Here is a 20472-nt window from a genome sequence, read left to right as displayed (position 1 = left end):
ATGCCCGGGCTTGTCCCGGGCATCCACGTCTTCCTATGTTGCAGCAACAAAGACGTGGATGGCCGGGACAAGCCCGGCCATGACGGACAAGCGGCGGCTCGCGACCTCAGCGGCTAATTAAGCCGCGCGCCGATCCCCGTGAGCACGCGATAGTCCGGCTTGGACTGAATGCCGTTGTGCTGGTTGATGACCGGCACGCCGACGGAGATGAAGCCGGAGAAGCGATCGAAGCCCACCCGCACGCCGGGCGAGAGGTAGACCGTGGTGCCGCCCGAATTGGGATCCGGCATGCCGGCGATGCGCTGCTTGTCATGCCACTCGCCATTGAGTTCGAGGACGAGGTCCAGCGTGTAGGGCGTCTTCTTCATGTCGCTGTGGTCGTGATTGGCGTGATAGAGACAATGCTCCTGTAGCTGGTTGCGCGGCTGCATGCAGTATTCGTGCAGCTCCACCTCTTTCGCCGAGCCGGTCGGCCCGACCAGGCGATACGACACGGCGGTCCCGAACAGGACGCGGTCGCCGAGATTGGTGTCCTGCGTGCCCGTGCTGATCAGGTAATAGAGGCCGCTCACATCGAACGACCAGCGGCCGGTGCGCTTGGTGAAGGCGGCGCCGAACAGGCCGTCCCAGGACCCCGAGCCCGGCTGAAACTCGGCCTGAAAAAGCTGACCGGCCGCGTCACGCTGGTTGGTGCTGCCGGTCGGCGCCTTGAAACCGAACAGCACGGCGGCCGACGTCCCGCTCTGCGCGTTGCTGTGGAAACGATATTGCCCGAGCATGGTGACGTCGCCGAAGCCTGCGGAGTTGCCGCGCCGGTTGATGCCATCGGGGCTCATCAGGCCGCTCATGTCGCTCGCATTCATCATGCCCATATGGCCGCCGCTCAGCATGTCCTCGCCGGGTTCGCTGATACCCGAGCGCCGCACGCGCGCTGCGCGAACGGCAACGGTCAGGTCGTTGGTGATGCCGTAGGCCACCGAAAGTGAGACGGCTTCGATCGAGCGGATCGAATGCGCATGGGTGCCCTTAGCTGCTGCGGCGAGCAGGTCTGCGTCGCTGAGCTGGCCCAATCGGATGAACTCGTAGCGGATCGATGCGGCGATCAGTCCTTCGGAAAGCGTGTCGGCCGAGATGGTGTTGATGGGCCCGCCGCTGCCGGTATTGCCCCCGCCGCCGGGATGATGCGCTTCTGCGGGAGCGGTAAGAAAAAGTATCATGGATGAAAAGATGCCGGCCGCGGGCCGTCTAAGATATGCACACACATACGCCCCCTGTACTCACTGTCCGGCGATTAGCCATCGCAATCGGGCGCGAGATTGACTGGATCTTGCGAGAAGCGCGGCTGGCTGGCGACCGAAGCGAAGCGGAAAAGCGAACGCGCCATCGCGGGCGCGGCTTCAGTGTGGCTGTCGCGTGTTGGGCGAATGGCTAAAGAGGTGCAATCAGTTGCTTGGTTGTATGTCCGAGGCCGCTCGCGTCGCAGCGCAGTGGCCGCAATCACGTCCGGCAGCGGTCGTAATCACGGCGAGCGCCAGCCGTAATCGCGTCTGATTGATTCTCTACACGCTTCACGGTCCAGCGCGCGTATCGGAGTAGGACAATTATGACAAGTATCGTCAGAGATATCTTTGTGTTTGTCACTGCGGCTATTTTTGTCGCAGCGAGTTTGCTCATTGCGAGCGGCGCCGGCGCGCACGAGTTCAAGGTCGGCGCGCTCGACATCGGCCACCCCTGGTCGCGCCCGACTCCGAAGGATGCCGATATCGCGGGCGGCTATCTCACCATCACCAACAAGGGAAAGACTGCGGATCGTCTGATCGGCGGCACCTCGCCCGCGGCAAGCCAGATCGAGGTGCACGAGGTGGTCGATGTGGACGGCATGGCGAAGACGCGGCTGCTCGCGAACGGTCTCGAGATCAAGCCCGGCAAGACCGTGGAGCTCAAGCCCGGTGCCTATCGCATCCTGCTGATGGGCCTCAAGGAGCCGTTCGTGATCGGCCAGAAGGTGAAGGGCACGCTGGTGTTCGAGAAGGCGGGGCCTGTCGATATCATCTATAACATCGAGGAGAACGTCGGAGCCGCCGTCAGTGGTGTCAATGGTGTCGCGCACAAGCACCATTAGCGCAGTCGCGCTCTGCCAGGATCCTGAGCCGTGTCCAGCTCAAGCCAAATGTCGCTCGTCACCATCGGTAGGCCACCGCCGTCACCGCAGAGAATGCAGGCTGCCTGGCGGTCCGCCGCCGCGGTCTTGTCCGCATCGCTTCTCGGTATCGGACTGGCCTACTGTGCCTGCCTATTGCTGATGCCAGCGGCAGGGCATGGGAGCAGCGCGGCCTTTTCTTCGGCCGACGATCGTTCGCAAGGTGTGATCTGCTCAAGCGGCAATTTGCTGCAGACAACTCGCACCATTGAGTGAAACGGTCGAGCTTGGCCCAACTTGTCTGGGCATCGAAATAGTTTGCGCGTTATCGCGCGCGGCCGTGCGCATGTCCGCAGGCGCCGATGCTGGCGGCATTGCCGTGGCAAGCCGCGTCCATCCCCTGCGCATCCGCCGTCAACAGTTCGGAAACCACACGCGCTCTCTTCCAGTCCCGCTAACTAATCGAAAATCGTTCTGCCGCAAATTCGTGTCCGGGAAAGGGAATGGGGAGATCCAAACAATGAACGGGTTGGCCATCATGGAAAACGTTCGCCGATACCGCACAATCGCATCGTTGTACCGCCAGACCGCGGCCTTCCGGCCGCTTCATAGCGGTTCCCTGCTGGCGCAAGCCAGGGAATGGGAGCATCGCGCCGTAGCGGAGCTGGAAGCTTATTTTGAGGCTTTCTGTCAGGCGGCTTCCGGCAATACGCCAACCCACTCCGCAAGCTGCGCGGTGAACTGACGGCGGTGCGCTCCGGAGTTAACGAATTCAGGCGGCGCGGGTAAGATCCATTTACCTTCGCCGTCCCAGATGGGTAACTCGATCGATCCAAACTGTCATCCTCGACAGTGATACGATCGAAATTTACGGTAGCCCGCTTAGGGCTGCTTTCCTGGGTTGCATATCAGCTCGCCGGCGCTATCAGTCCGACCCGCATATCCCTGGCGATATAGACACAGGTGTCGTCGGCAAACACACGGCCGTTCGCAATTGCAACCGCCAGTTTGCCGCGCCTGACGTGGCGCATGCTGACCTCGTATCGCACGCGCCTTGTGTCCGGCTTGACACCGCCTTGTAACTTGACCTCGCCAACGCCGACCGCGCGTCCTTTGCCTGGGGAGCCCGACCAGCCAAGCCAATAGCCAATGACCTGCCACATGGCGTCGAGACCGAGGCAGCCCGGCATTACCGGATCACCGGCAAAGTAGCCGTCAAAAAACCAGAGGTCCGGCGTGATATCGAGTTCGCCGATGACGTGGCCCTTGCCGAATTCGCCGCCGTCTACGCTGATCTCGATGACGCGGTCCATCATCAGCATGGGCGGTGCCGGGAGCTGAGCATTGCCCGGGCCGAAATAGCCGCCTTCGCTCGACTTGAGCAGATCTTCCCTTGTGTAGGACGATTGCGGAGCGTGAAAGTCGCGCGGGTCTGATACGGCCATGTCACCTCTGACGATGTTTAGCGGGCGGTTGTCAAATGTGCTTTCCGTAGCCTGACTTCAAGCCAAAGTTTCCGCCGCATGCCTTCGGGTCGCGCTCGATGGCCAGCAACGGTCCGCGCGGGGCGCGTCCGGCGCACTGGGCGCGAAACTTCTTATGGTCTGCTGCCTTATCAACACTGTGGATTCAATGAATCTGGACTCTGATGACTGTTGGGTCGATCCGGATGCCGAAGACCTTGCGCCCGATCGTGTCGTTGCTCCTGGGGCTGGCGTTCCTGCTGGCAGGCAGTGGTCTGCAATTCACGTTGCTGCCGTTGCGCGGCAGCGCGGAAGGTTTTGACGATCTTGCGCTCGGTGTCATCAGCTCGGCCTACTACGTCGGCTTCGTCAGCGGCTGTCTGATCGCGCCGTATCTGATCCAGCGCGCGGGACACATTCGCGCTTTTACAGCGATGGTGGCGGTGGCGGCTGCCGTGGCGCTTGCTCACGCGCTCGCGCCGGTGGTCGTGGCCTGGATAGTTTTCCGCGGCGTAACCGGCCTCTGCCTCGCCGGTCTCTACCTGGTGGTTGAGAGCTGGCTCAACGATCGCGCCTCCAACGAGACTCGCGGGCTCGTGCTGTCGGCTTACGTGGTGGTCAATTATGGCGCCATCACATTAGGTCAGGCTCTGGTAACGCTTTATCCGATCGCTGAGGCTGGGAACTTCATGGTCGCCGCCATGCTTTCCTCGCTGGCCATCGTTCCGGTGGCCCTGACCCGTGCGGCGCAACCAGCTCCGATTACCACCGTCAGCTTTCGCGTCGGACAGCTATACCGCGCGGCACCCGTTGCGCTGGTCGCAAGTTTCATGATTGGCGCAGCTAACGGTGCATTCTGGGGTCTTGCGCCGCTGTCGGCCGCCGGCAGCGGCCTCAGCATCGATCAGGTGGCGCTGTTCATGAGTACGGCGGTGCTGGCGGGAGCGATCGTCCAGTGGCCGGTAGGCCGTCTGTCCGACCGCGTCGATCGCCGCCTGGTGCTGCTCGTTCTCTTGATCGGAGCCGCTGCCGCGGGCGTTGCCTCGTGGCTGATCTCCGCATCCGGAATGATGCTGCTGCTATTCGGTATTCTCTTCGGGGCGCTCGCGCTGCCCGGCTATTCGCTTGCCGCAGCTCATGCCTATGACAAGACCCCAGCGAGTGATGTCGTACCGATCGCCGCCACGATCCTGCTCACCAACGGCCTCGGTTCAGTGGTCGGGCCGCTCATTGCCGCTGCCTTCATGTCGGCGGAAGGGCCACGCGCCTTGTTCCTGTTCACCGCGATGGTCCAGGCGTTGCTTGCGGCCTACGTTTTGTATCGGACGCAGGTGCAGGTCTCGCTCGCTTCGCCACAGAAGACCGACTTCGATCTTGCCGCGACAGCACTCGTGGGCACGGTGGTCACGCACGGTGCGCTGGACCCGGCCGATCCCTCGATTATTATCCCGGAGGCCTATGCGCGCGCGCTCATGCAGGCCAATGCCAGATCGACTCCATCGTCGGAGAGCTGACCTTGGGCTCGCCGGTTGACGCGGCATCGGGCGCCGAATTCCCATCCTGATGACCACGGCACGCCGAGGGGGTGGACATGCATCCGGAGAACCGCAGCAAACTCAACGACCGCGTGATCAGAGCGGCTGAGGCGACGCTCGCAGCCCAGAAGTATGTGAGCCCCGTCGACGTGCTGGTCGGGATCGGATGGCTCGATCCCGGAGCACTCAAACGTTGGCGGCAGGGGCAGGTCGACTATCTCGAGCGGGTCATGCAGACCAATCTGCCGCGCATTTCGAAGGCCATGAAGCTGTTTCGGTCGTGGGCGACCGCGAAAGGACTGACCCCAAGCGAGACGCATTATGTTGCGCGGACACCGTCGCGCCAGACGCTGCGCTTCAGCCAGAGCGGGAATCCGACGATCGAAAGGCTGTACCGTACCCATTGGATTTCCGGCGAGCTTTCGCAAAGAAAACGGGAACGTTTGGCGGAGACGGCGGGCCGTGCGCCCGAGCTTGTGGTGATCCAGCCACTGAACGATACCTGGAAATGCCACCGATGCGGCGGAACGGGTGATCTTCTCATCATGGAAAGCCCCGGCCCGGCCTGCCTGCGATGCACGGGTCTCGCCGACCTTGAATTTTTGCCCGCCGGGGACGCGCTGCTCACGCGCCGAGTGAAGGCAAAGAGCCCGAGGCATGCCGTGGTGGTACGCTTCAGCAAGACCCGGGGCCGCTATGAACGACAAGGCCTGCTGGTCGAGCCGCACGCCTTAGCGGAAGCGGAACGTGAACTTGGCCGGCAGAGCCGCGACTAACTCGTCGCAAGCGTGCTCCCGGCTCAGCGCGGCACGAAAGGCGCCGCCAGGACCGCGAGCATGCCAAAGGCGGCGATGTTCCAGAACAGCGAGCGGATGAGCGGTATTCCGGATATATAAAGCGCGGTGTAAGCGATGCGCCCGCCGATATAGGCAATCGATCCCCAATGGGTCAGCTCATTGTGAACGCCCGCCGCCTGAACAATGAGAACCGCTGCGGCAAAGAACGGAAACGTCTCCATGTAGTTGCGGAAGTTACGGTTGATGCGCCCGGGGATGGGCGTGAGCGGCGGCATCTCGACGTCGCGCGGGCTCGCAGCCCATTTGAGGCCGTACTGCGCGTTTGCGGCCTGCGCCGCAGCGACGAGCTGAAGGAAGCCCCAAAGAGTTGCGGTTGCCAGCACCATTAGCTCGAAGCTCATGCCCATCCTGCGTCCTCTTTCAAGAAGGTGCGGCTGGCTTTCAGCATCCCGCGTTACCCCGCATTTCTCGCGAGATTAAGCGCATCGGGGCTGCGAATCAGCGAAAGTTGTGCGCCGGTCGCTATGCGGTTGTCGAGGATGTCCGCTTCCGCTCGCGACCTCTTCGGTCGCCGTGAATTCGCAGAATCGGCGAGATTGGGCGCCAATACTCTACTGGCGCACCCGACACGATCTCGAACGTGTGACCTTTGCCTTCGGAGGGCAACGCTCTATCCAGCTGAGCTACGGGTGCTTCGCCGGTTCATTTAGCCGATTGGCCGGGCAGGGGCAACCGGCCCTTCCGGGGCTGGTGAGACGAAGGTGGCACGACGCTGGCCACATTCCCTAACAAAATTCCGGCCCGCTCCCGTTAATTGGTGGTAATCTTGCCGCGTTGAACTTTTCGCCATGGATGGGGACGTCCGATGTATAAGAAGGTTCTTCTCGCCTATGACGGTTCGGTCGAGGGGCGGCGCGCGTTGCGGGAGGGCGCAAAGCTCGCACAACTCTGCCGTTCCGAGGTCTTTTTGCTCGCCGTCGTCGAGGTTTCCTCGATCATGACGCCGGAGGCCGGGCTTACCATCCCGATCGAGCTGCAGACCGAGGATTACAAGGCCATCCTGAACGAAGGCGCCGAGCGGCTGAAGGCGCTGGGATTTACGCCGACCGTGCGGCTTGAAGTCGGCGATGCCGGGCAGAAAATCGCCGAGGTCGCCGAAGAAATCGGCGCGCATCTCGTCGTCGTCGGGCACCGCCCGCAAGGGGCGCTCGCGCGCTGGTTCGGCTCGATCGGCAGCTATCTCGTCAAGCGCCTGCGCTGCAGCGTGCTGGTCGCCCAGACCGAGATCAGCGACGCCGAATTCGAGCGGTTGAAACCGGCGGAAACGGTGGCCTCGGGATAGCCGTAAGGCTGCGCCGAACTTAGTTCGCGGGAACGATGATCTTGCCGATCGGCCACAGCGCGATGCCGGCAAGTTTTAAGTGCGCCCAGGCAAAGGGAATGCCGATGATGGTTACGGCCAGCAGCACGGCCGTGACGACATGCCCGAGCGCCAGCCACCATCCCGCCAGCACCAGCCAGATGATGTTGCCGATCACCCCGAGCGGACCGGTGCCGATATCTTCCTGGCCCGTATAGGCGTCGCGCGAGACTGCCGTGAAGCCGAACGGGAACAAGGTGTAGGCCGCGATATTGAACGCGGCCCGCGCCCAGGGAATGCCGATGATCGTGATCGCCATGACGACGGACGCGACCAGCCAGCCGAACGCCATCCACGCGCCGCCGAGCACGACCCAGATCACATTGAGGAGCAGTGAGACCGGTGACATGGATGCTATTCCTATGTTGACGCAATGCTGACGAAACCGTGCTGCGGGCCCGATTGCCCCAGGCCCGGCAGACGCTAGACTGATTCCCACGACGATCAAGCAACAAGCGCGCCAAAGAGCACGGCAAGGGAGAAGCGTTCATGCGTCCGCTCGAATTCGGCTGGTATCTTCCCACGCATGGCGACACCACGGCCTATGGCCTGATGGACGCGCAGATTCCGGGGTCTCCTGAACTGTGCGACCGCGTGGTGCAGGCGGCAGAGAAGGCCGGCTTCGAATATCTCCTGATCCCGGTCGGTTCCGTGTGCTGGGAAGCCTGGATCACGGGTGCGTTCATGGCAGCGCGTTCGTCGTCGATCAAGCCGCTGATCGCGGCGCGGCCTGGGTACATCAATCCGGTGCTGCTGGCGAAGATGATCTCGACCTTCGACCAAATGTCGGGCGGGCGGATCTGCATCAATCTGATCGCCGGCCAGAACGAAAGCGAGGTCGAGGGCGAGGGCGTCCGTTATCCGAAGGAAGCACGCTACGAATTGATGGAGGAGGAAGTCTCGATCCTGAAGGCGCTGTGGACGACGCGAGGGCCGGTGAATTTCGAAGGCAAGTTTCACAAGCTATCGGCTGCGCACATCCGCCCGCGCCCGCACCAGCAACCGTTTCCAAAGTTCTATCTCGGCGGCGGCTCGCGCCAGGCCTGGGAACTGTCGGCCAAACATTCCGACGTGCATCTGTTCTGGGGCGATTTGCCGGAAACGATCGCCTCGAACATCGCCGAGATCAGGGGGATGGCGCGCGCGCATGGCCGCGAGAACGACATCGGCTTCGGCATGCGCCTTCAAGTGATCTGCCGCGAGAACGAGGCGGACGCCTGGGATGCCGCCGATCAACTGGTGCGGCATGCGACCGAGCGGCAGAAGCAGGAAATGAAAACGTTCTACAACAAATCGGTAGCGAACCAGCGGGTGCAGCAGCTCGCCCGCGAGCATGGCGATCTCCTGCTGCCGCATCTGTGGACCGGCATCACAAAAGTCCGCCCCGGCGCCGGCATTGCCGTCGTCGGCAATCCCGTCCAGTGCGCCGACACGCTGCAGCAATTCATCGACGCCGGCTGCCATTCCTTCTGCCTGTCGGGCTATCTGCATGACGAGGAGGCCGAGCGTTTTGGCCGGCTGATCCGGCCCATTCTCGCCGAGAACAATCGCGGCCGGTGGGCGGCGTAGCGCGGACGGCGGATGCCGCCCGCCATGCTGCAGTGCAGCCGAATGCCAGATGGGGCCGGGCGCATTGCTGCGCCGCGCCGAGGCACACTCTTTATATCGCTCGCGGTGGTGTGTGGGCGGCGCTAAAGTCGGCCGCGAATTCAACTGGGTACCGCCAAATGAGTGGATCGAGCTCGGTACTTGCGTGGAGCTCCGCGTTGGAGGAATTCGCGCTGTTTCGAACGCTCAGTTCCGAACAGCGGCTAAAAGCCCTCAACGCCATGGTCCGCCAGGATCTGGTGCGCGGGCAAATGCTGGTCGCGCAAGGCGGGCCGTCGGACTCGCTCTTCCTGGTGCTGCACGGCGCGCTGGCGGTGCGCAAGACCGGCTATCTCGAACCGATCGCCGAGCTACGCGCCGGCGAACTGGTCGGCGAAATCGGCTTCTTCGCCGATGTCCCGCGCACCGCCGATGTGATCGCCATCCGCGACACCAGCGTGCTGGCATTGACGCGCCCGGCCTATCAGAAGCTCGTCGAAGAGGCCCCCGCCATCGTCGAGGCGCTGCTCGCGGCGCTGGCGCGGCGGTTCGCCAAGGAGACCGCGCGCATCACGCCGTTCCGCACCTCGCCGAAGGCGCGGACGGTGGCGCTGATCGACGGCGGATTGGAGCCGCTGCCGGGCGCTTTCGATCGCCGGATGCGCGACGGCTTGACCGCGACCCATGCCGAGATCGTCGACGCTGCGCGTTTGCATGCGATGTTTCCCGGGCGCGCGCTCGATGCGCATGAAGTCACCGAATGGCTCAACAGACTCGAACACACCGCCCCGCTGGTGGTCTATCTCGGCGGCCGCGAGGCTCAGCCTTGGGCGCGCAAGGCCATCCGTCAGGCCGACATGGTCGTGTTCGCCTGTCGCGGGGATGCGCCCGCGGCCCCATTGACGGAAATCGAGACTTTCGCCTGCGAGGTTCATTCGATTTCGGCCCGCCGTCTGGTCCGCATCCATGACCGGCGAAGCGGCGAGGTCTCCGGCACCGCGGCCTGGCTCGCCCGGCTGCCGGCCTTCATGCATCACCATGTCGCGCTCGAAGACCAAATCGATATCGACAGCCTGATTCGTTTTCTATGCGGCCGCGCCGTCGCTTCGTCGCCGCCGGCGGCGGCAGTTTTGGAACCGCGCATGTCGGAATCTACAAGGCTTTTCGCGAGCGCGGTGCGATGTTCGATATCTTTGTCGGCACCAGCGTCGGCTCGGCCATGGTGGCCGGCTTTGCCAAAAATCTCGAAGCCGAGCATCTCGAGCGCGGCACGCATGAAATCTTCGTCAGGAGCCGAAGCTTTCGGCGGCCGACCTGGCCGCGCTATGCGCTGTTGGATCACAAGGCGTTCGATCGGGCGCTTGCCAGTCAATACGGCGCTGACTGCCGGATCGAGGATTGCTGGCGGCCGTTTGCGGCCGTCGCCACCAATCTTTCGACGCACAATCTCGAACTGATCCGCACGGGGCCGCTTTGGCAGGCGGTGCGCGCATCGAGCGCGATACCCGGGCTGCTGCCACCGTTCTACACGGCTGAGGGCGCGATGCTGGTCGATGGATGTCTGATCGACAATGTGCCGCTGGCGTCGATGCACCAGCTCAAGAGCGGCCCCAATTTGGTCGTGCATTTCGGCGAGCCGGCGGCGGAGATGTTCGACGTCGATTATGCCTCGCTACCGGGACGGTTGGAATTGATCGCCGCGATGCTGACGCCGTTCCGTAAAAAACTGCTTCCGGCGGCGCCGAGCGCGGTGAACGTTCTGTGGCGAAGCCTGGTGGCGCATCAGCGCTACGATACGTTGCCGGTCGGGCCGTTCGATACGGTGATGCGTCCGCCGCTTCCGCTCGAGATCGATGTAACGGATTTCGACCGCCACACGGAAATCTTCGAGGCTTCCTACCTCTGGGCCAAGGAAGCCATCGCGGCGCTGGAGGCGGGAAGCAGTTCCGCGATCGCAGCCATTCTCGATACCGGCGCTCTGGAACGGCGTCAGGCGACGGCCGTTGCGGCCTCCAATCCCCCACCCAGCAATCGTCTCGCCTCGGCCGCCGGCTTCGGCGCGCTGAACAGGTAGCCCTGCATCTGGGTGCAGCCGAGCTGGAGCAGCATCTTGCGTTGCTGCTCGGTCTCAACGCCTTCTGCCGTCGTGGTCATGTTGCGGGCGGCTGCGATGTTCACCACCGCCTGCACGATCGCCGCCGAGCCGTCGACCTCAATGTCGCTGACGAAGCAGCGGTCGATCTTGATCTTGTCGAACGGGAATCGTTTCAGATAGCTCAGCGAGGAGAAGCCGGTGCCGAAATCGTCGAGCGCGATGCGCACGCCGATGGCGCGAAGCTGATGCAGGATGGCGAGAGCCGTCTCGTCGTCATGGATCAGCACCGCCTCGGTAATTTCGATCTCGAGCCGGTCGGGCGGCAGGCCGGAGGCGGCCAGCGCGCCGGTGATCCGCAGCGCCAGCGTCGGCGACTTCAACTGGATCGGAGAAACGTTGACGGCGAGCCGGACCCGGGACGGCCAGCCGGCCGCCTCGGTGCAGGCGGTCTGCATGACCCAATCGCCGAGTTCGTTAATCAGGCCGGTGTCTTCGGCAATCGGAATGAATTCGGCCGGAGAGACCATGCCGCGTTCGGGATGCCGCCAGCGCAACAGCGCCTCGCAGCCCGTCACCTCGCCGCTCGCGAGATCGAGCAGCGGCTGGTAGTGAATTTCGAAGCCGCCGTCGGCCAATGCCTGTCGCAGATCCTGCTCCATGGTGAGCCGCGCCTGGGCGCGCGCATCCATCGCTGGCTCGAAGAAGCGATGGGTGCGGCGTCCCTCGGCCTTGGCGGCGTACATGGCAAGGTCGGCGTGCTTGATCAACTGGTCGAGTTCGATGCCGTCCTCCGGTGCGAGCGCGATGCCGATGCTCGCATCAGTCGAGAGATGATGGCCGAGGCACCGATAGGGCTGCCGTATCGCCTCGTAAACGCGGGCCACGAAATCCTCGACCTCCGCGCGACCGCCGATCGCGGTCTGGATCACTGCGAATTCGTCGCCGCCGAGACGGGCGATCAGATCGCCGGGCTTGATGCAGTCCTTGAGGCAGGCTGCGACCGCCTTCAGGAGTTCGTCGCCGACATGGTGTCCGAGCGAGTCGTTGATGCCCTTGAATTCGTCGATGTCGATATAGAGCAATGCAAATCGGTCGCCGCCTGCGGCCTTGCGAAGCTCGCGCTCGATCTGCTCGCGGAACAGCACCCGGTTCGGAAGGTCGGTCAGCGCGTCGTAATGCGCCAGATGCGCGATCTTCTCGTTGGCAAGCCGGCGCTCGGTAATGTCGTCGACGACGTTGATGATATAATGCGCCTGGCCCGCCGCGTTGCGGATTCCGAGCCGTTTGGAGGTGACGTAGCGCGGGCCCATCCCCTGGGTTTCCCAGACATGTTCGTCCTTGAATAGGCCGTCGGGAGACTGCAGCGTTTTCTCTTCGTCAGCCGCGATGACCTCGGCGGCGGCCTGCGGAAAGATGTCGGAGGCCGTCCTGCCGATGATCAGGTCGCGCGAGATGCCGAACTGGGCTTCCGCCACGCGGTTGACCAGCAGATAGCGCCGGTCTTGCACGTCCTTCACGGTGATCTGGGAGGGGATGTGATCGATGATCTGGCTCAGGAAGGCGTAGTTGCGGTCGCGCTCCTGCTCGAGGTTGCGCCGCTCGGTGATGTCTTCCATGGTGGCGATCCAGCCGCCATCCGCCAGCGGCTTTCTCACCGTCAAGAATGTGCGCCCGTCGGCGCATTGGATAATGCTGTGACCCGCCTGGCCGCGCGCGATGTTCTGCACGACCGAATCGCAGAACTCATCGATGTCGCCATCGAACGAGCCGCGATCCTTGCGATGCTGCATCAGGTCGCGAAGATGACAGCCGGGCTTGACCACGTCGGCCGACAGATTGTGCATGTCGATGTAGCGCTGGTTGAAGGTGACGAGGCGAGCCGAGGCGTCGAACGTCGCCAAGCCCTGAATCATGTTGTTCAGGGCGGTATCGAGTCGGCCCCGTTCCGTTTCCAGCCGCTGCTGCGCTTCGCGGCTCTGCCGGGTGATCTGCCGGATGATCAGGAACAGGATCAGGGCGATCACCACCGCGGACAGCGTTGCCGCGATGAGCAGGAATCGGGTTTGCTCCCGCCAGTCGGCGAGTGCGGCGGCAACCGTGTTGGTCGCGACCACCACGCCCGAGTAATGCGCGAGCGGAGCCGCAGATCCCAGCCTGGCAGTCTGGTCGATCGGACTTTGCACGCGCAGCGTCTGCGCACCGCCGCTTTCCCGCACGCGCTGCAGCAGCGGCGCGTTCGAAAAGTTCTGACCGATCAGTGCGTCGACACGCGGATAGCGGGCCAGCAAGGTGCCGTCGGCATGAAACATCGAAATGGCGGCACCGGATCCGAGCGCGACGGAAGCGAAGAATTTTTCGTAGTTGGCGGGGTTGATGCGCCGCGTCATCACGCCGAGGAAGATGCCGTCGTCGCCCCTCAATCGATGGGCAATGACGGAATTCAGGTTGCCCGTCAGATAGCTGCGAACCGACTCGGCCAGTATGGAGGGCGATCGCGAATCGAACTTGAAGCTCTTGAAATAGGCCCGCTCGGAAATGTTGAGCTTGGGCGCCGGCAGCGGCCGCGACCAGTTGATCATGTCTCCATTGGAATCGAAGATCGAGATGTCGCCAAGATAGGACAGGACGCCCGCCTTCGATCTCAGGATCTCGTGCGCCTCCGCGCTCGCGACGCGCTGCCGGAATTCCTTCTCCGAGCCGATGCCGGAAATCTGCAGCCGGGAGATCACGTCGTCGGCGAGCGTGTCGGAGTCCTCGAACTGCTGGTCGAAATGGCGGGTGAGCAGAAGAACGGTGTTCTCCAGCTCGCGCTCGCTGTTGACGAGAGAGCGCTCACGAAATTCGCCGGCCATCATGATGGTACCGACGAAAATCGCTGCGACCAGCATGCCGCCGCAAAGGGTCAGCCACAACACCGGGCCGCGGATCGTTGCGGCAAGGTGCCGTCCGGCGGCCGCGGTCCGGGCCTTCATGCCTCGCAGGTGGTGAAACAGGTCGCGCATTCTCCCTTCTCCCCGGGAACATGCATACGATGCGCGCATGTCATAAGCCGTTAGGAAATCCGGTTACCCAAGCCTTAATCGAGTGTCCTTCGGGCGTAATCGCGCGCTTTAACGGCGATAGCCGCCGGCGCGCGAATAGGCGGGGCGGTTTTCCTGTGCCGGCCGGCTGGCTTGGCTGGCGCGCGCCTCGCTGGCGCGCGGGGTCGTCAGCTTGAGGTCTTCCAGGAAGATCGGCTTTGAGAAGTAGTAACCCTGGGCGTAGCGGATCTTGGTCGCTGCTTGCAGGTAGGCCAGTTCCTCGAAAGTTTCGATGCCTTCGGCGATCACGGTCATGCCGAGCGCTTCGCTCAGGGATTCGATTGCCCGCAAGATGCCCTGGCTGCGTGGACGCTTATGGATGTCGGTGATGAAGGAGCGGTCGATCTTGATCTCGTCGGCGGTAATGTCGGCCAGCGCCGACAGCGACGAATAGCCGATGCCGAAATCGTCGATCGAGATCTTGACGCCGAGCTTGCGGAAGATCGGCAGGATCTCGTCCTGGAAATGCGTCTTGGTCACGAAGGCGTCTTCCGTCACCTCGATCATGAAGCGCTTTGGAAATCCGGTGGCTTCGATCGCCTGGGCGAACGGGCGCATGAATTCGAGATTGCCGGCCTGTTTGGCGGCGACGTTCATGCTGATCGTGGTGTCCGGGCCGAAGTTTTCGTTGATCAGGTCGATCGACTTGACGATCTCGGCCAGCACCAGGTGAGTCAATTCATCGATCAGGCCGAGTTCGGTGGCAAGATTGATGAAGGTGCTGGGGGCCTGAATCACCCCCTCGTCGTCGCGCAGTCGCACCAGCGCCTCGACGCCCATGAGCTCCTGGGTCCGGATATCGACCTTGGGCTGGAATGCGCAACAGAAGCGTTTTTCCAGGATCGCCACCCGCAGCGCCTGCTCGACCTTCATCCGCGCCAGCGCTTCGCGTTCCATGCTGGCGTCGAAGAATGCGGCGGCGCCCTTGCTGCCGTTCTTGACGCGGTACATCGCGATATCGGCGTTTTGGCGCAACTCCTCATAGCTGCGCCCGTGCTCGGGGTAGAGGCTGACGCCGATCGAGGTCGAGGCGAAGATTTCAGACTGGTCGATGAAGAACGGCGCCTTCAGCCGCTGCAGAATGAAGCGGATGAATTCGGCGACCTCGCTCTCGCTCTGGACCGGGTTGAGCAGCAGCACGAATTCGTCGCCGCTGATCCGCGACAGAATGTCGGAGTCGCGCAAATCAAGTCCCACCCGCTTGGCGATCTCCGCCAGCAGCGCGTCGCCGACCGAATGTCCGTAGTAATCGTTGATGTGCTTGAAATTGTCGACGTCGAGAAAGGCCAACGCGAAAAGGCCCTGTCCGTTGTCGTACTTCAAGAGACTGTTGACGCGATGTTCGATCACGCGCCGCGTCGGCAGCCCGGTCAACTCGTCGTAATAGGCGGAGCGGAACAGATGTTCCTCGAACGCCTTCTGTTCGGAAATGTCGGTCGAGCTCGAGATCAGCAGATTGCGCTCGGCGATCCGAACCGGCCGGTGGGAGGTCAGGAATACCTGCTTGGCTTGGCCACCGGAAATGGATTCTTCCAGCACCGCCGGGCGGCCGGAACGTAGCAATTCGAGGCAGGTTTCGCGGCGATCGTTCAGGTGCGAGGCCTCCGGCGCGGCGGTGGCCATCTGCAGCGCGGCTGCCGCGGCGTCGTTTACCAACACGAACTCGCCGTTCTCGTCCTGAACCGTTACGCCGGTCGGAAGCAGCCTGAAGATATCCCTCAGGATTTTCAGTTCGGATTCGAATGCGCTTTCGTTGACGGCCTGCGTCGCCGCCGCCTGAAAGTCGTTCTTGTAGGGACTATGCATGCCGCGGAGCTTGGCAAAGTCCCTTGTAGTATTGGTTAAGCGGACTTCCGAAAGACCGCAACAACCGTAGGAGTTGGCGATTTCGAACGTCCCCGGGCTCGATCGTCATTAACAGAGTGTCAACGCAATGCTAGAGAGTCCGCCGACGATGGGATTGGCTTTGCTTCACTCTCAGTGACGCGGAGGAAGCAATGCAACACGAAATCGTCATCCCTGCGCATGCGGGGGCAATCAACCTAGCTCGCCGGGATCTTGCATTGCATCGTGCAATGCACGCCGGTCTTCAGGAAGCTGACCTCGGTCTTGCCGTCGAACGCGCGCAGCGCCGATTGCAACAGCTTGGTGCCGAAGCCCGGCGGGCCGACGCCTTCGATCACGGGGCCTTCGGTTTCATCCCAAGTGAGATTGAGGCGATCGTCCGACACTGACCACGACACCTGCAGCAGCCCGCGGGCCGAAGAAAACGCGCCGTACTTACCCGCATTGGTGGCCAGCTCGTGGAAGATCAGCGCCAGGCTGACCGCCAGTTTGGCCGGCAGAAACAGCGCATCGCCGTTCAAGTTGAACCGGACATGGCCGTAGGGCCCGAGCTCGGAACGCAGCATGTCCTTGATGTCGCAACCGCTGCCGTCCAGCCGCGCGATCAAATCGTCAGTCGCCGACAACGCGCGGAGGCGGCGATCGATGCTGCCCCAGATCTGCGGCTGGTCCTGCAGGACCTGGTGCAGCACTGCGTGGATCGTCGACGTCTTGTTCTTGAGCCGATGCTGCAACTCCTCGACCAGGAGCTTGCGATATTCCTCTTCCTGGATCAGGCGTTTGGAATCTTCCCGTTGTTGCGCGACGATCCTCCGGTAATGGTCGACGCCCCAAATGGCGAAGCCGCAAACTGCCCAGAACATCACCAGCAGCGCAAACCGAGCGGAATCGACCGTGGCACTGCTGAAATTGACGAGGACGCCGAGCGCGCCTCCCGCGATTGCCGTCGCGATCCCGATCCGGGCGCCGCCGACGGCGGCGGCCAGGAACACGGCTGGAAAATAAGGCGTGAAGAATACGTCCGGACGAAGCTGGGCAATGCCCCACCGGGCGATCGTCGACAAGGCGAGACAGCCGGCCGCGAACACCGTGCTGGAAAGCAGGGAGGGCTGGGAGATTCCGTGCCAGCCGTGCCTGAGCTCGTCGATCAATTTCTTCATCGGGGTTGTCACTTCACGTGATCAGCGCATCCAAAATATGGCCGATCATACCGAAATTCGGGGATTTCGTGACGCGGAGGGCAGCAAGGCCAGCCGAGCGCCGGGCGATCGCGATGGAACAAGCTCGCTTGCCTTGTCCGCGAGAGGCGGGGATATTGGCGTCAACGAATTTCGACGGGGGTGGCAACATGGGACGGCTGGACGGCAAGGTCGCGGTGATCACCGGCGCGACGAGCGGCATCGGATTGCACACCGCGGAGCTATTCGTCGCCGAGGGCGCAAAAATCGTCATCGCCGGGCGCCGCGTGCCGGAGGGCGAGGCGCTGGCCACGAAGCTCGGCGCTAACTGCATCTTCCGCCAGACCGACGTCACGGTGGAGGAGCAGATGAGCGCGCTGATCGGGCTTGCGGTGGAAAAGTTCGGCCGCATCGATTGCCTGTTCAACAATGCAGGCGGCCCGGCGCAGACCGGCGGCATCGAAGGCCTCGAGGTCGAGCGGTTTGACGCCGCGATGGCGACGCTGGTGCGCAGCGTGATGCTCGGCATGAAACATGCGGCGCCGCATATGCGCAAGCAGGGTTCCGGGAGCATCATCAACAACGGCAGCATCGCCGGCCGCCTCGCCGGCTTTTCGTCGTCGATGGTCTATAGCGCGGCGAAGGCCGCCGTCATCCACCTCACCAAATGCGTGGCGATGGAGCTCGGCGAAGCCAACATCCGCGTCAATTCGATTTCGCCCGGCGCGATCGCGACCGGCATTTTCGGTAAAGCGCTCGGCCTGTCGGTGGAAGCCGCCGAAAAGACCTCGGCCGTGATGCGCGAGGTCTACAAGGCCGCGCAGCCGATCCCGCGCGCCGGCCTACCCGAGGATATCGCGCACGCCGCGGTGTTTCTGGCCAGCGACGAATCCTCGTTCATCAACGGCCACGATCTGGTGGTCGACGGCGCCATGACCGGCGGCCGCAATGGAGCCAGCAGCAGCAGGGTTACGTCACGCTGAGGAAGGCGTTCGATCAGGGTTAGGGGTAACGGGGCTGTCATTCCGGGACGGTCCGAAGGGCCGGACTATAATGCGCAATTGCGCATCTGAGGTCTGGTGCTAGCGCACCATCCCGGAATGACGGATGCAGAAGCTTCGCGCTTGGGAGGGTTAGAAACAAATGTCCGCAACATTCCGGCTGGCACAACCAGCCAACTCTCGCCCGTTCTATCTCGCCATCATCGCCGGGCTCGCCTGTGCCTTCGTCATCAGCAAGACGCTGCCGTCGACCATGGACGCGGTTTCAGCGATCATCGAGCCGCTCTGCGCCAACAGCGTGACCGGTTCGACGCAGGATGTCGTCGAGCCGATCAGCTCGCATGCACTGCCGAACGTGCCGGGCAAGCGCGTCACCATCGTGCGCGTATTCTACGGCCCGGGCGGCTTTACGCCTGCGCACCAGCATGCCGGCTCCGTCACCGCCTACGTCACCAAGGGCGAGATCCGTTCGCAGCTTGCCGGCGGCCCGGTCGAGACGTTTGGGGTAGGTCAGTCGTTCTTCGAGCCGCCCGGCTCAACCCACCTGGTCTCGGCCAATGCCAGCACTACGGAGCCGGCGGAATTGATCGCGGTGTTCGTGGCCGATGAAGGCGCGCAACTCACGACGCTGGTGAAGTAGCCAAATTGTAGCAACCATTAAACGGATTGATTGTGTACGATTGATTGTCCGACCGTGGTTGCAGGTTGACGCCGTGCTCGCCGTCGTCAAGGAGTGGCCTGGCGACGGCGTTGGGGTGGAGGAAGGCGAGCGACGGCCATCCTTGACGGCGGCGAGCACGGCGTCAACCTTACCGGCGGTCGGGTACCGCTTTAATGGTTGCTACACACGTATCACACCGCCTTCACCACCACGCGCAGCCCGTCCCGCGGTTTCGGGATCGGCCACATCTGCCAGTCCGCCTTGTAGCCGGGCTCCAACGACACTTCGAGATTCTGCAGGAAATGCCGCGCAAAGGTCTTCGCCTGCATGTAGGCGAAGTGCAGGCCGAGGCACATATGCGCGCCGCCGCCGAACGGCACCCAGGCGAAGCGGTGGCGGGTGCGCTGCGCTTCGTCGGAGAAACGCATCGGATCGAATTTGTCCGGCTCGGGCCAGATATCCGGCATATGGTGCGTGAACAGCGGGTTGACGCCGACCAGCGTGCCGGCGGGAATGTCGTACCCCTTAAACGAAAAGCCGCGCACCGCGCGGCGCGGCATCGACGGCACCGGCGGCTTTAGCCGCAGCGCCTCCTTGAACGCCATTTCCGACAGCGGCATCTTTTCGAGATTGTCGATGCTGGAGGGATCGTTGGCCTCGATACCGAGGCCTTTGACTTCCTCGCGCAACTGCTGCTGCCATTCGGGGTGGGCCGCAAGCTCGCCGACAAACGAGGTCAGCGACGATGTCAGCGTGTCATGCGCCGCCATCATCAGAAAACTCATATGGTCGATGATGTCCTGGGTCGACAGCAGCGCGCCGTTCTCGTGCGTGGCCTGGCATAGCTGCGAGAACAGGTCATCGCCGCCGCCACGCGCGCGGCGGATCGGAATCTGCTCGGAGAAGTAGGCAACGATCCGCTTGCGGCCCGCAACGCCGCGCCCCATCTGCGTGAACGGCAGCGGCCGCCGGATCGGCGCCACGGCTGCGGCCACCATGTCGATGAAGGCGCGGGTGATCTCGTCGACCTCCAGGCCCGATATCGGCGCCGAGGAACGACGTCGCCGCCAGATCGAGCGTGAGCTGCTTCATCGCCGGATACACCAGCATCTCGCCTGGCTGCGCCTTCCACTGCTTGACCCGCGCGGCAATGCCGCGGTCGAGATCGACGAGGTAGGACTTCATCGGTCCCGACTTGAACGCGACCGACAGCGCGCGGCGGTGCAGGCGGTGCTCTTCAAAATCCAGCAGCATCAGCCCGCGCGGAAACAACAGGCCGAGGATCGGCCCCCAGCCATGGGTGGAGGAGAACAGGCGCGCCTGGTCGAACAGCACGAGCTCGTTGGCCTCGGGGCCGAGCATCGTCACGCTGGTCTCGCCGAACAGATGGGTGCGGTAGATCAGACCGTATTTGGCGGCCGACTTCTCAATCTGTCCCTTGGGGTCGGCCAGCACCGCCAGCGTGTTGCCGATGAACGGCCACCCTTCGTTACCGGGAATGTGTCGTAACGCCTTGGGGTTCGGCGGCACCGGGATATTGACGGGGGAAGCCACACTCTGCATCGACATGGCAATTGCTCCGGTTGAGCCTCGGATTGCGAGTATTATCGCCCGTGTCAGCGGCTTTGTCGCGGCCTGAATTACGGGAAGCAGGCGCCCCCACCAAGCAA

The 20472-nt window shown here is 63.0% G+C and carries 15 protein-coding genes, 1 tRNA gene and 3 pseudogenes; 10 read left to right on the top strand and 9 right to left on the bottom strand.

The genetic code is table 11. The annotated features are described in order from the left end of the window. Nucleotides 1-113: 113 nt before the first annotated feature. Nucleotides 114-1217: a transporter gene (locus ACFXS9_RS33180; protein ID WP_392696484.1), complete on the bottom strand. Its 1104-nt coding sequence runs from the start codon at nucleotides 1215-1217 to the stop codon at nucleotides 114-116. A gap of 386 nt (nucleotides 1218-1603) precedes the next feature. On the opposite strand from ACFXS9_RS33180, the gene ACFXS9_RS33175 reads away from it, so the two are divergent. Together ACFXS9_RS33175 and ACFXS9_RS33170 are read left to right on the top strand one after the other, a co-directional pair. Beyond that, complete coding sequence (locus ACFXS9_RS33175) at nucleotides 1604-2122, top strand: copper chaperone PCu(A)C (protein ID WP_392696481.1); 519 nt, start codon at nucleotides 1604-1606, stop codon at nucleotides 2120-2122. 538 nt (nucleotides 2123-2660) lie between these two features. Then, nucleotides 2661-2885 (top strand): hypothetical protein, encoded by a 225-nt coding sequence (locus tag ACFXS9_RS33170; protein ID WP_197427379.1) that lies wholly within the window; start codon nucleotides 2661-2663, stop codon nucleotides 2883-2885. Nucleotides 2886-3048: 163 nt separating this feature from the next. Here ACFXS9_RS33170 and fabA read toward each other — a convergent pair whose 3' ends face one another. Then, a complete protein-coding gene (gene fabA, locus ACFXS9_RS33165) occupies nucleotides 3049-3585 on the bottom strand; it encodes a bifunctional 3-hydroxydecanoyl-ACP dehydratase/trans-2-decenoyl-ACP isomerase (protein ID WP_392696478.1) in 537 nt (178 codons plus the stop codon). 203 nt (nucleotides 3586-3788) lie between these two features. Here fabA and ACFXS9_RS33160 point away from each other — a divergent pair, with 203 nt between their 5' ends. Further along, nucleotides 3789-5117, top strand: a complete 1329-nt coding sequence (locus ACFXS9_RS33160; protein WP_392696475.1) for an MFS transporter — start codon at nucleotides 3789-3791, stop codon at nucleotides 5115-5117. 77 nt (nucleotides 5118-5194) lie between these two features. Further along, on the top strand, nucleotides 5195-5914 hold the full coding sequence (locus tag ACFXS9_RS33155; RefSeq protein WP_392696472.1) for a hypothetical protein: 720 nt from the start codon (nucleotides 5195-5197) through the stop codon (nucleotides 5912-5914). A gap of 23 nt (nucleotides 5915-5937) precedes the next feature. Here ACFXS9_RS33155 and ACFXS9_RS33150 read toward each other — a convergent pair whose 3' ends face one another. Beyond that, the gene (locus ACFXS9_RS33150) at nucleotides 5938-6336 is read right to left on the bottom strand and encodes an MAPEG family protein (RefSeq protein WP_334365992.1); all 399 of its coding nucleotides are present in this window, start codon (nucleotides 6334-6336) and stop codon (nucleotides 5938-5940) included. 214 nt (nucleotides 6337-6550) lie between these two features. Continuing rightward, nucleotides 6551-6628 (bottom strand) — tRNA-Arg (locus ACFXS9_RS33145). 172 nt (nucleotides 6629-6800) lie between these two features. Between ACFXS9_RS33145 and ACFXS9_RS33140 the strand changes: the two genes are divergently transcribed. Beyond that, on the top strand, nucleotides 6801-7277 hold the full coding sequence (locus tag ACFXS9_RS33140) for a universal stress protein (RefSeq protein ID WP_057844660.1): 477 nt from the start codon (nucleotides 6801-6803) through the stop codon (nucleotides 7275-7277). A 19-nt stretch (nucleotides 7278-7296) separates the two neighbouring features. Here ACFXS9_RS33140 and ACFXS9_RS33135 read toward each other — a convergent pair whose 3' ends face one another. Beyond that, the gene (locus ACFXS9_RS33135) at nucleotides 7297-7704 is read right to left on the bottom strand and encodes a YccF domain-containing protein (RefSeq protein ID WP_057844659.1); all 408 of its coding nucleotides are present in this window, start codon (nucleotides 7702-7704) and stop codon (nucleotides 7297-7299) included. Between the two features lie 140 nt (nucleotides 7705-7844). Here ACFXS9_RS33135 and ACFXS9_RS33130 point away from each other — a divergent pair, with 140 nt between their 5' ends. The 3 genes and pseudogenes from ACFXS9_RS33130 to ACFXS9_RS33120 all read left to right on the top strand — a co-directional run bounded on the left by ACFXS9_RS33130 (nucleotide 7845) and on the right by ACFXS9_RS33120 (nucleotide 11016). Then, a complete protein-coding gene (locus ACFXS9_RS33130) occupies nucleotides 7845-8924 on the top strand; it encodes an LLM class flavin-dependent oxidoreductase (protein ID WP_392696467.1) in 1080 nt (359 codons plus the stop codon). A 158-nt stretch (nucleotides 8925-9082) separates the two neighbouring features. Beyond that, a pseudogene (locus tag ACFXS9_RS33125) lies at nucleotides 9083-9385 on the top strand (cyclic nucleotide-binding domain-containing protein); the annotation flags it as partial. A gap of 644 nt (nucleotides 9386-10029) precedes the next feature. Next, nucleotides 10030-11016 (top strand): patatin-like phospholipase family protein, encoded by a 987-nt coding sequence (locus tag ACFXS9_RS33120; RefSeq protein ID WP_392696464.1) that lies wholly within the window; start codon nucleotides 10030-10032, stop codon nucleotides 11014-11016. Here ACFXS9_RS33120 and ACFXS9_RS33115 read toward each other — a convergent pair. The 3 genes from ACFXS9_RS33115 to ACFXS9_RS33105 all read right to left on the bottom strand — a co-directional run bounded on the left by ACFXS9_RS33115 (nucleotide 10932) and on the right by ACFXS9_RS33105 (nucleotide 17122). Beyond that, nucleotides 10932-14039 carry an EAL domain-containing protein gene (locus tag ACFXS9_RS33115; protein ID WP_392696462.1) on the bottom strand — a complete coding sequence of 1036 codons (3108 nt, stop codon included), beginning with the start codon at nucleotides 14037-14039 and terminating at the stop codon, nucleotides 10932-10934. The two genes, ACFXS9_RS33120 and ACFXS9_RS33115, sit on opposite strands and share 85 nt — an antisense overlap. 108 nt (nucleotides 14040-14147) lie before the next feature. Then, nucleotides 14148-15923: a putative bifunctional diguanylate cyclase/phosphodiesterase gene (locus ACFXS9_RS33110; protein ID WP_392696459.1), complete on the bottom strand. Its 1776-nt coding sequence runs from the start codon at nucleotides 15921-15923 to the stop codon at nucleotides 14148-14150. A gap of 236 nt (nucleotides 15924-16159) precedes the next feature. Further along, the gene (locus tag ACFXS9_RS33105; RefSeq protein ID WP_392696456.1) at nucleotides 16160-17122 is read right to left on the bottom strand and encodes a sensor histidine kinase; all 963 of its coding nucleotides are present in this window, start codon (nucleotides 17120-17122) and stop codon (nucleotides 16160-16162) included. Between the two features lie 188 nt (nucleotides 17123-17310). Between ACFXS9_RS33105 and ACFXS9_RS33100 the strand changes: the two are divergent. Both ACFXS9_RS33100 and ACFXS9_RS33095 read left to right on the top strand, forming a co-directional pair. Further along, nucleotides 17311-18146: pseudogene (locus tag ACFXS9_RS33100) on the top strand (SDR family NAD(P)-dependent oxidoreductase). A gap of 137 nt (nucleotides 18147-18283) precedes the next feature. After that, a complete protein-coding gene (locus ACFXS9_RS33095; protein ID WP_392696453.1) occupies nucleotides 18284-18781 on the top strand; it encodes a cupin domain-containing protein in 498 nt (165 codons plus the stop codon). A 212-nt stretch (nucleotides 18782-18993) separates the two neighbouring features. On the opposite strand, the pseudogene ACFXS9_RS33090 reads toward ACFXS9_RS33095, so the two are convergent. Further along, nucleotides 18994-20371 (bottom strand): annotated as a pseudogene (locus ACFXS9_RS33090) (cytochrome P450). Between the last annotated feature and the right edge of the window lie 101 nt (nucleotides 20372-20472).

This window comes from Bradyrhizobium sp. RDI18 (genome assembly GCF_043203335.1).
Classification (GTDB): Bacteria; Pseudomonadota; Alphaproteobacteria; order Rhizobiales; family Xanthobacteraceae; genus Bradyrhizobium; species Bradyrhizobium retamae.
The sequence above is the reverse complement of the archived record's forward strand: the minus strand, read 5'-3'. Positions and strand labels throughout refer to the sequence as shown.

Coding starts and splice junctions, on each gene's coding strand:
- ACFXS9_RS33180 (WP_392696484.1), bottom strand. CDS start 1,217: ATGATACTTTTTCTTACCGCTCCCGCAGAAGCGCATCATCCCGGCGGC.
- ACFXS9_RS33175 (WP_392696481.1), top strand. CDS start 1,604: ATGACAAGTATCGTCAGAGATATCTTTGTGTTTGTCACTGCGGCTATT.
- ACFXS9_RS33170 (WP_197427379.1), top strand. CDS start 2,661: ATGAACGGGTTGGCCATCATGGAAAACGTTCGCCGATACCGCACAATC.
- fabA (WP_392696478.1), bottom strand. CDS start 3,585: ATGGCCGTATCAGACCCGCGCGACTTTCACGCTCCGCAATCGTCCTAC.
- ACFXS9_RS33160 (WP_392696475.1), top strand. CDS start 3,789: ATGACTGTTGGGTCGATCCGGATGCCGAAGACCTTGCGCCCGATCGTG.
- ACFXS9_RS33155 (WP_392696472.1), top strand. CDS start 5,195: ATGCATCCGGAGAACCGCAGCAAACTCAACGACCGCGTGATCAGAGCG.
- ACFXS9_RS33150 (WP_334365992.1), bottom strand. CDS start 6,336: ATGAGCTTCGAGCTAATGGTGCTGGCAACCGCAACTCTTTGGGGCTTC.
- ACFXS9_RS33140 (WP_057844660.1), top strand. CDS start 6,801: ATGTATAAGAAGGTTCTTCTCGCCTATGACGGTTCGGTCGAGGGGCGG.
- ACFXS9_RS33135 (WP_057844659.1), bottom strand. CDS start 7,704: ATGTCACCGGTCTCACTGCTCCTCAATGTGATCTGGGTCGTGCTCGGC.
- ACFXS9_RS33130 (WP_392696467.1), top strand. CDS start 7,845: ATGCGTCCGCTCGAATTCGGCTGGTATCTTCCCACGCATGGCGACACC.
- ACFXS9_RS33120 (WP_392696464.1), top strand. CDS start 10,030: ATGCGGCCGCGCCGTCGCTTCGTCGCCGCCGGCGGCGGCAGTTTTGGA.
- ACFXS9_RS33115 (WP_392696462.1), bottom strand. CDS start 14,039: ATGCGCGACCTGTTTCACCACCTGCGAGGCATGAAGGCCCGGACCGCG.
- ACFXS9_RS33110 (WP_392696459.1), bottom strand. CDS start 15,923: ATGCATAGTCCCTACAAGAACGACTTTCAGGCGGCGGCGACGCAGGCC.
- ACFXS9_RS33105 (WP_392696456.1), bottom strand. CDS start 17,122: ATGAAGAAATTGATCGACGAGCTCAGGCACGGCTGGCACGGAATCTCC.
- ACFXS9_RS33095 (WP_392696453.1), top strand. CDS start 18,284: ATGTCCGCAACATTCCGGCTGGCACAACCAGCCAACTCTCGCCCGTTC.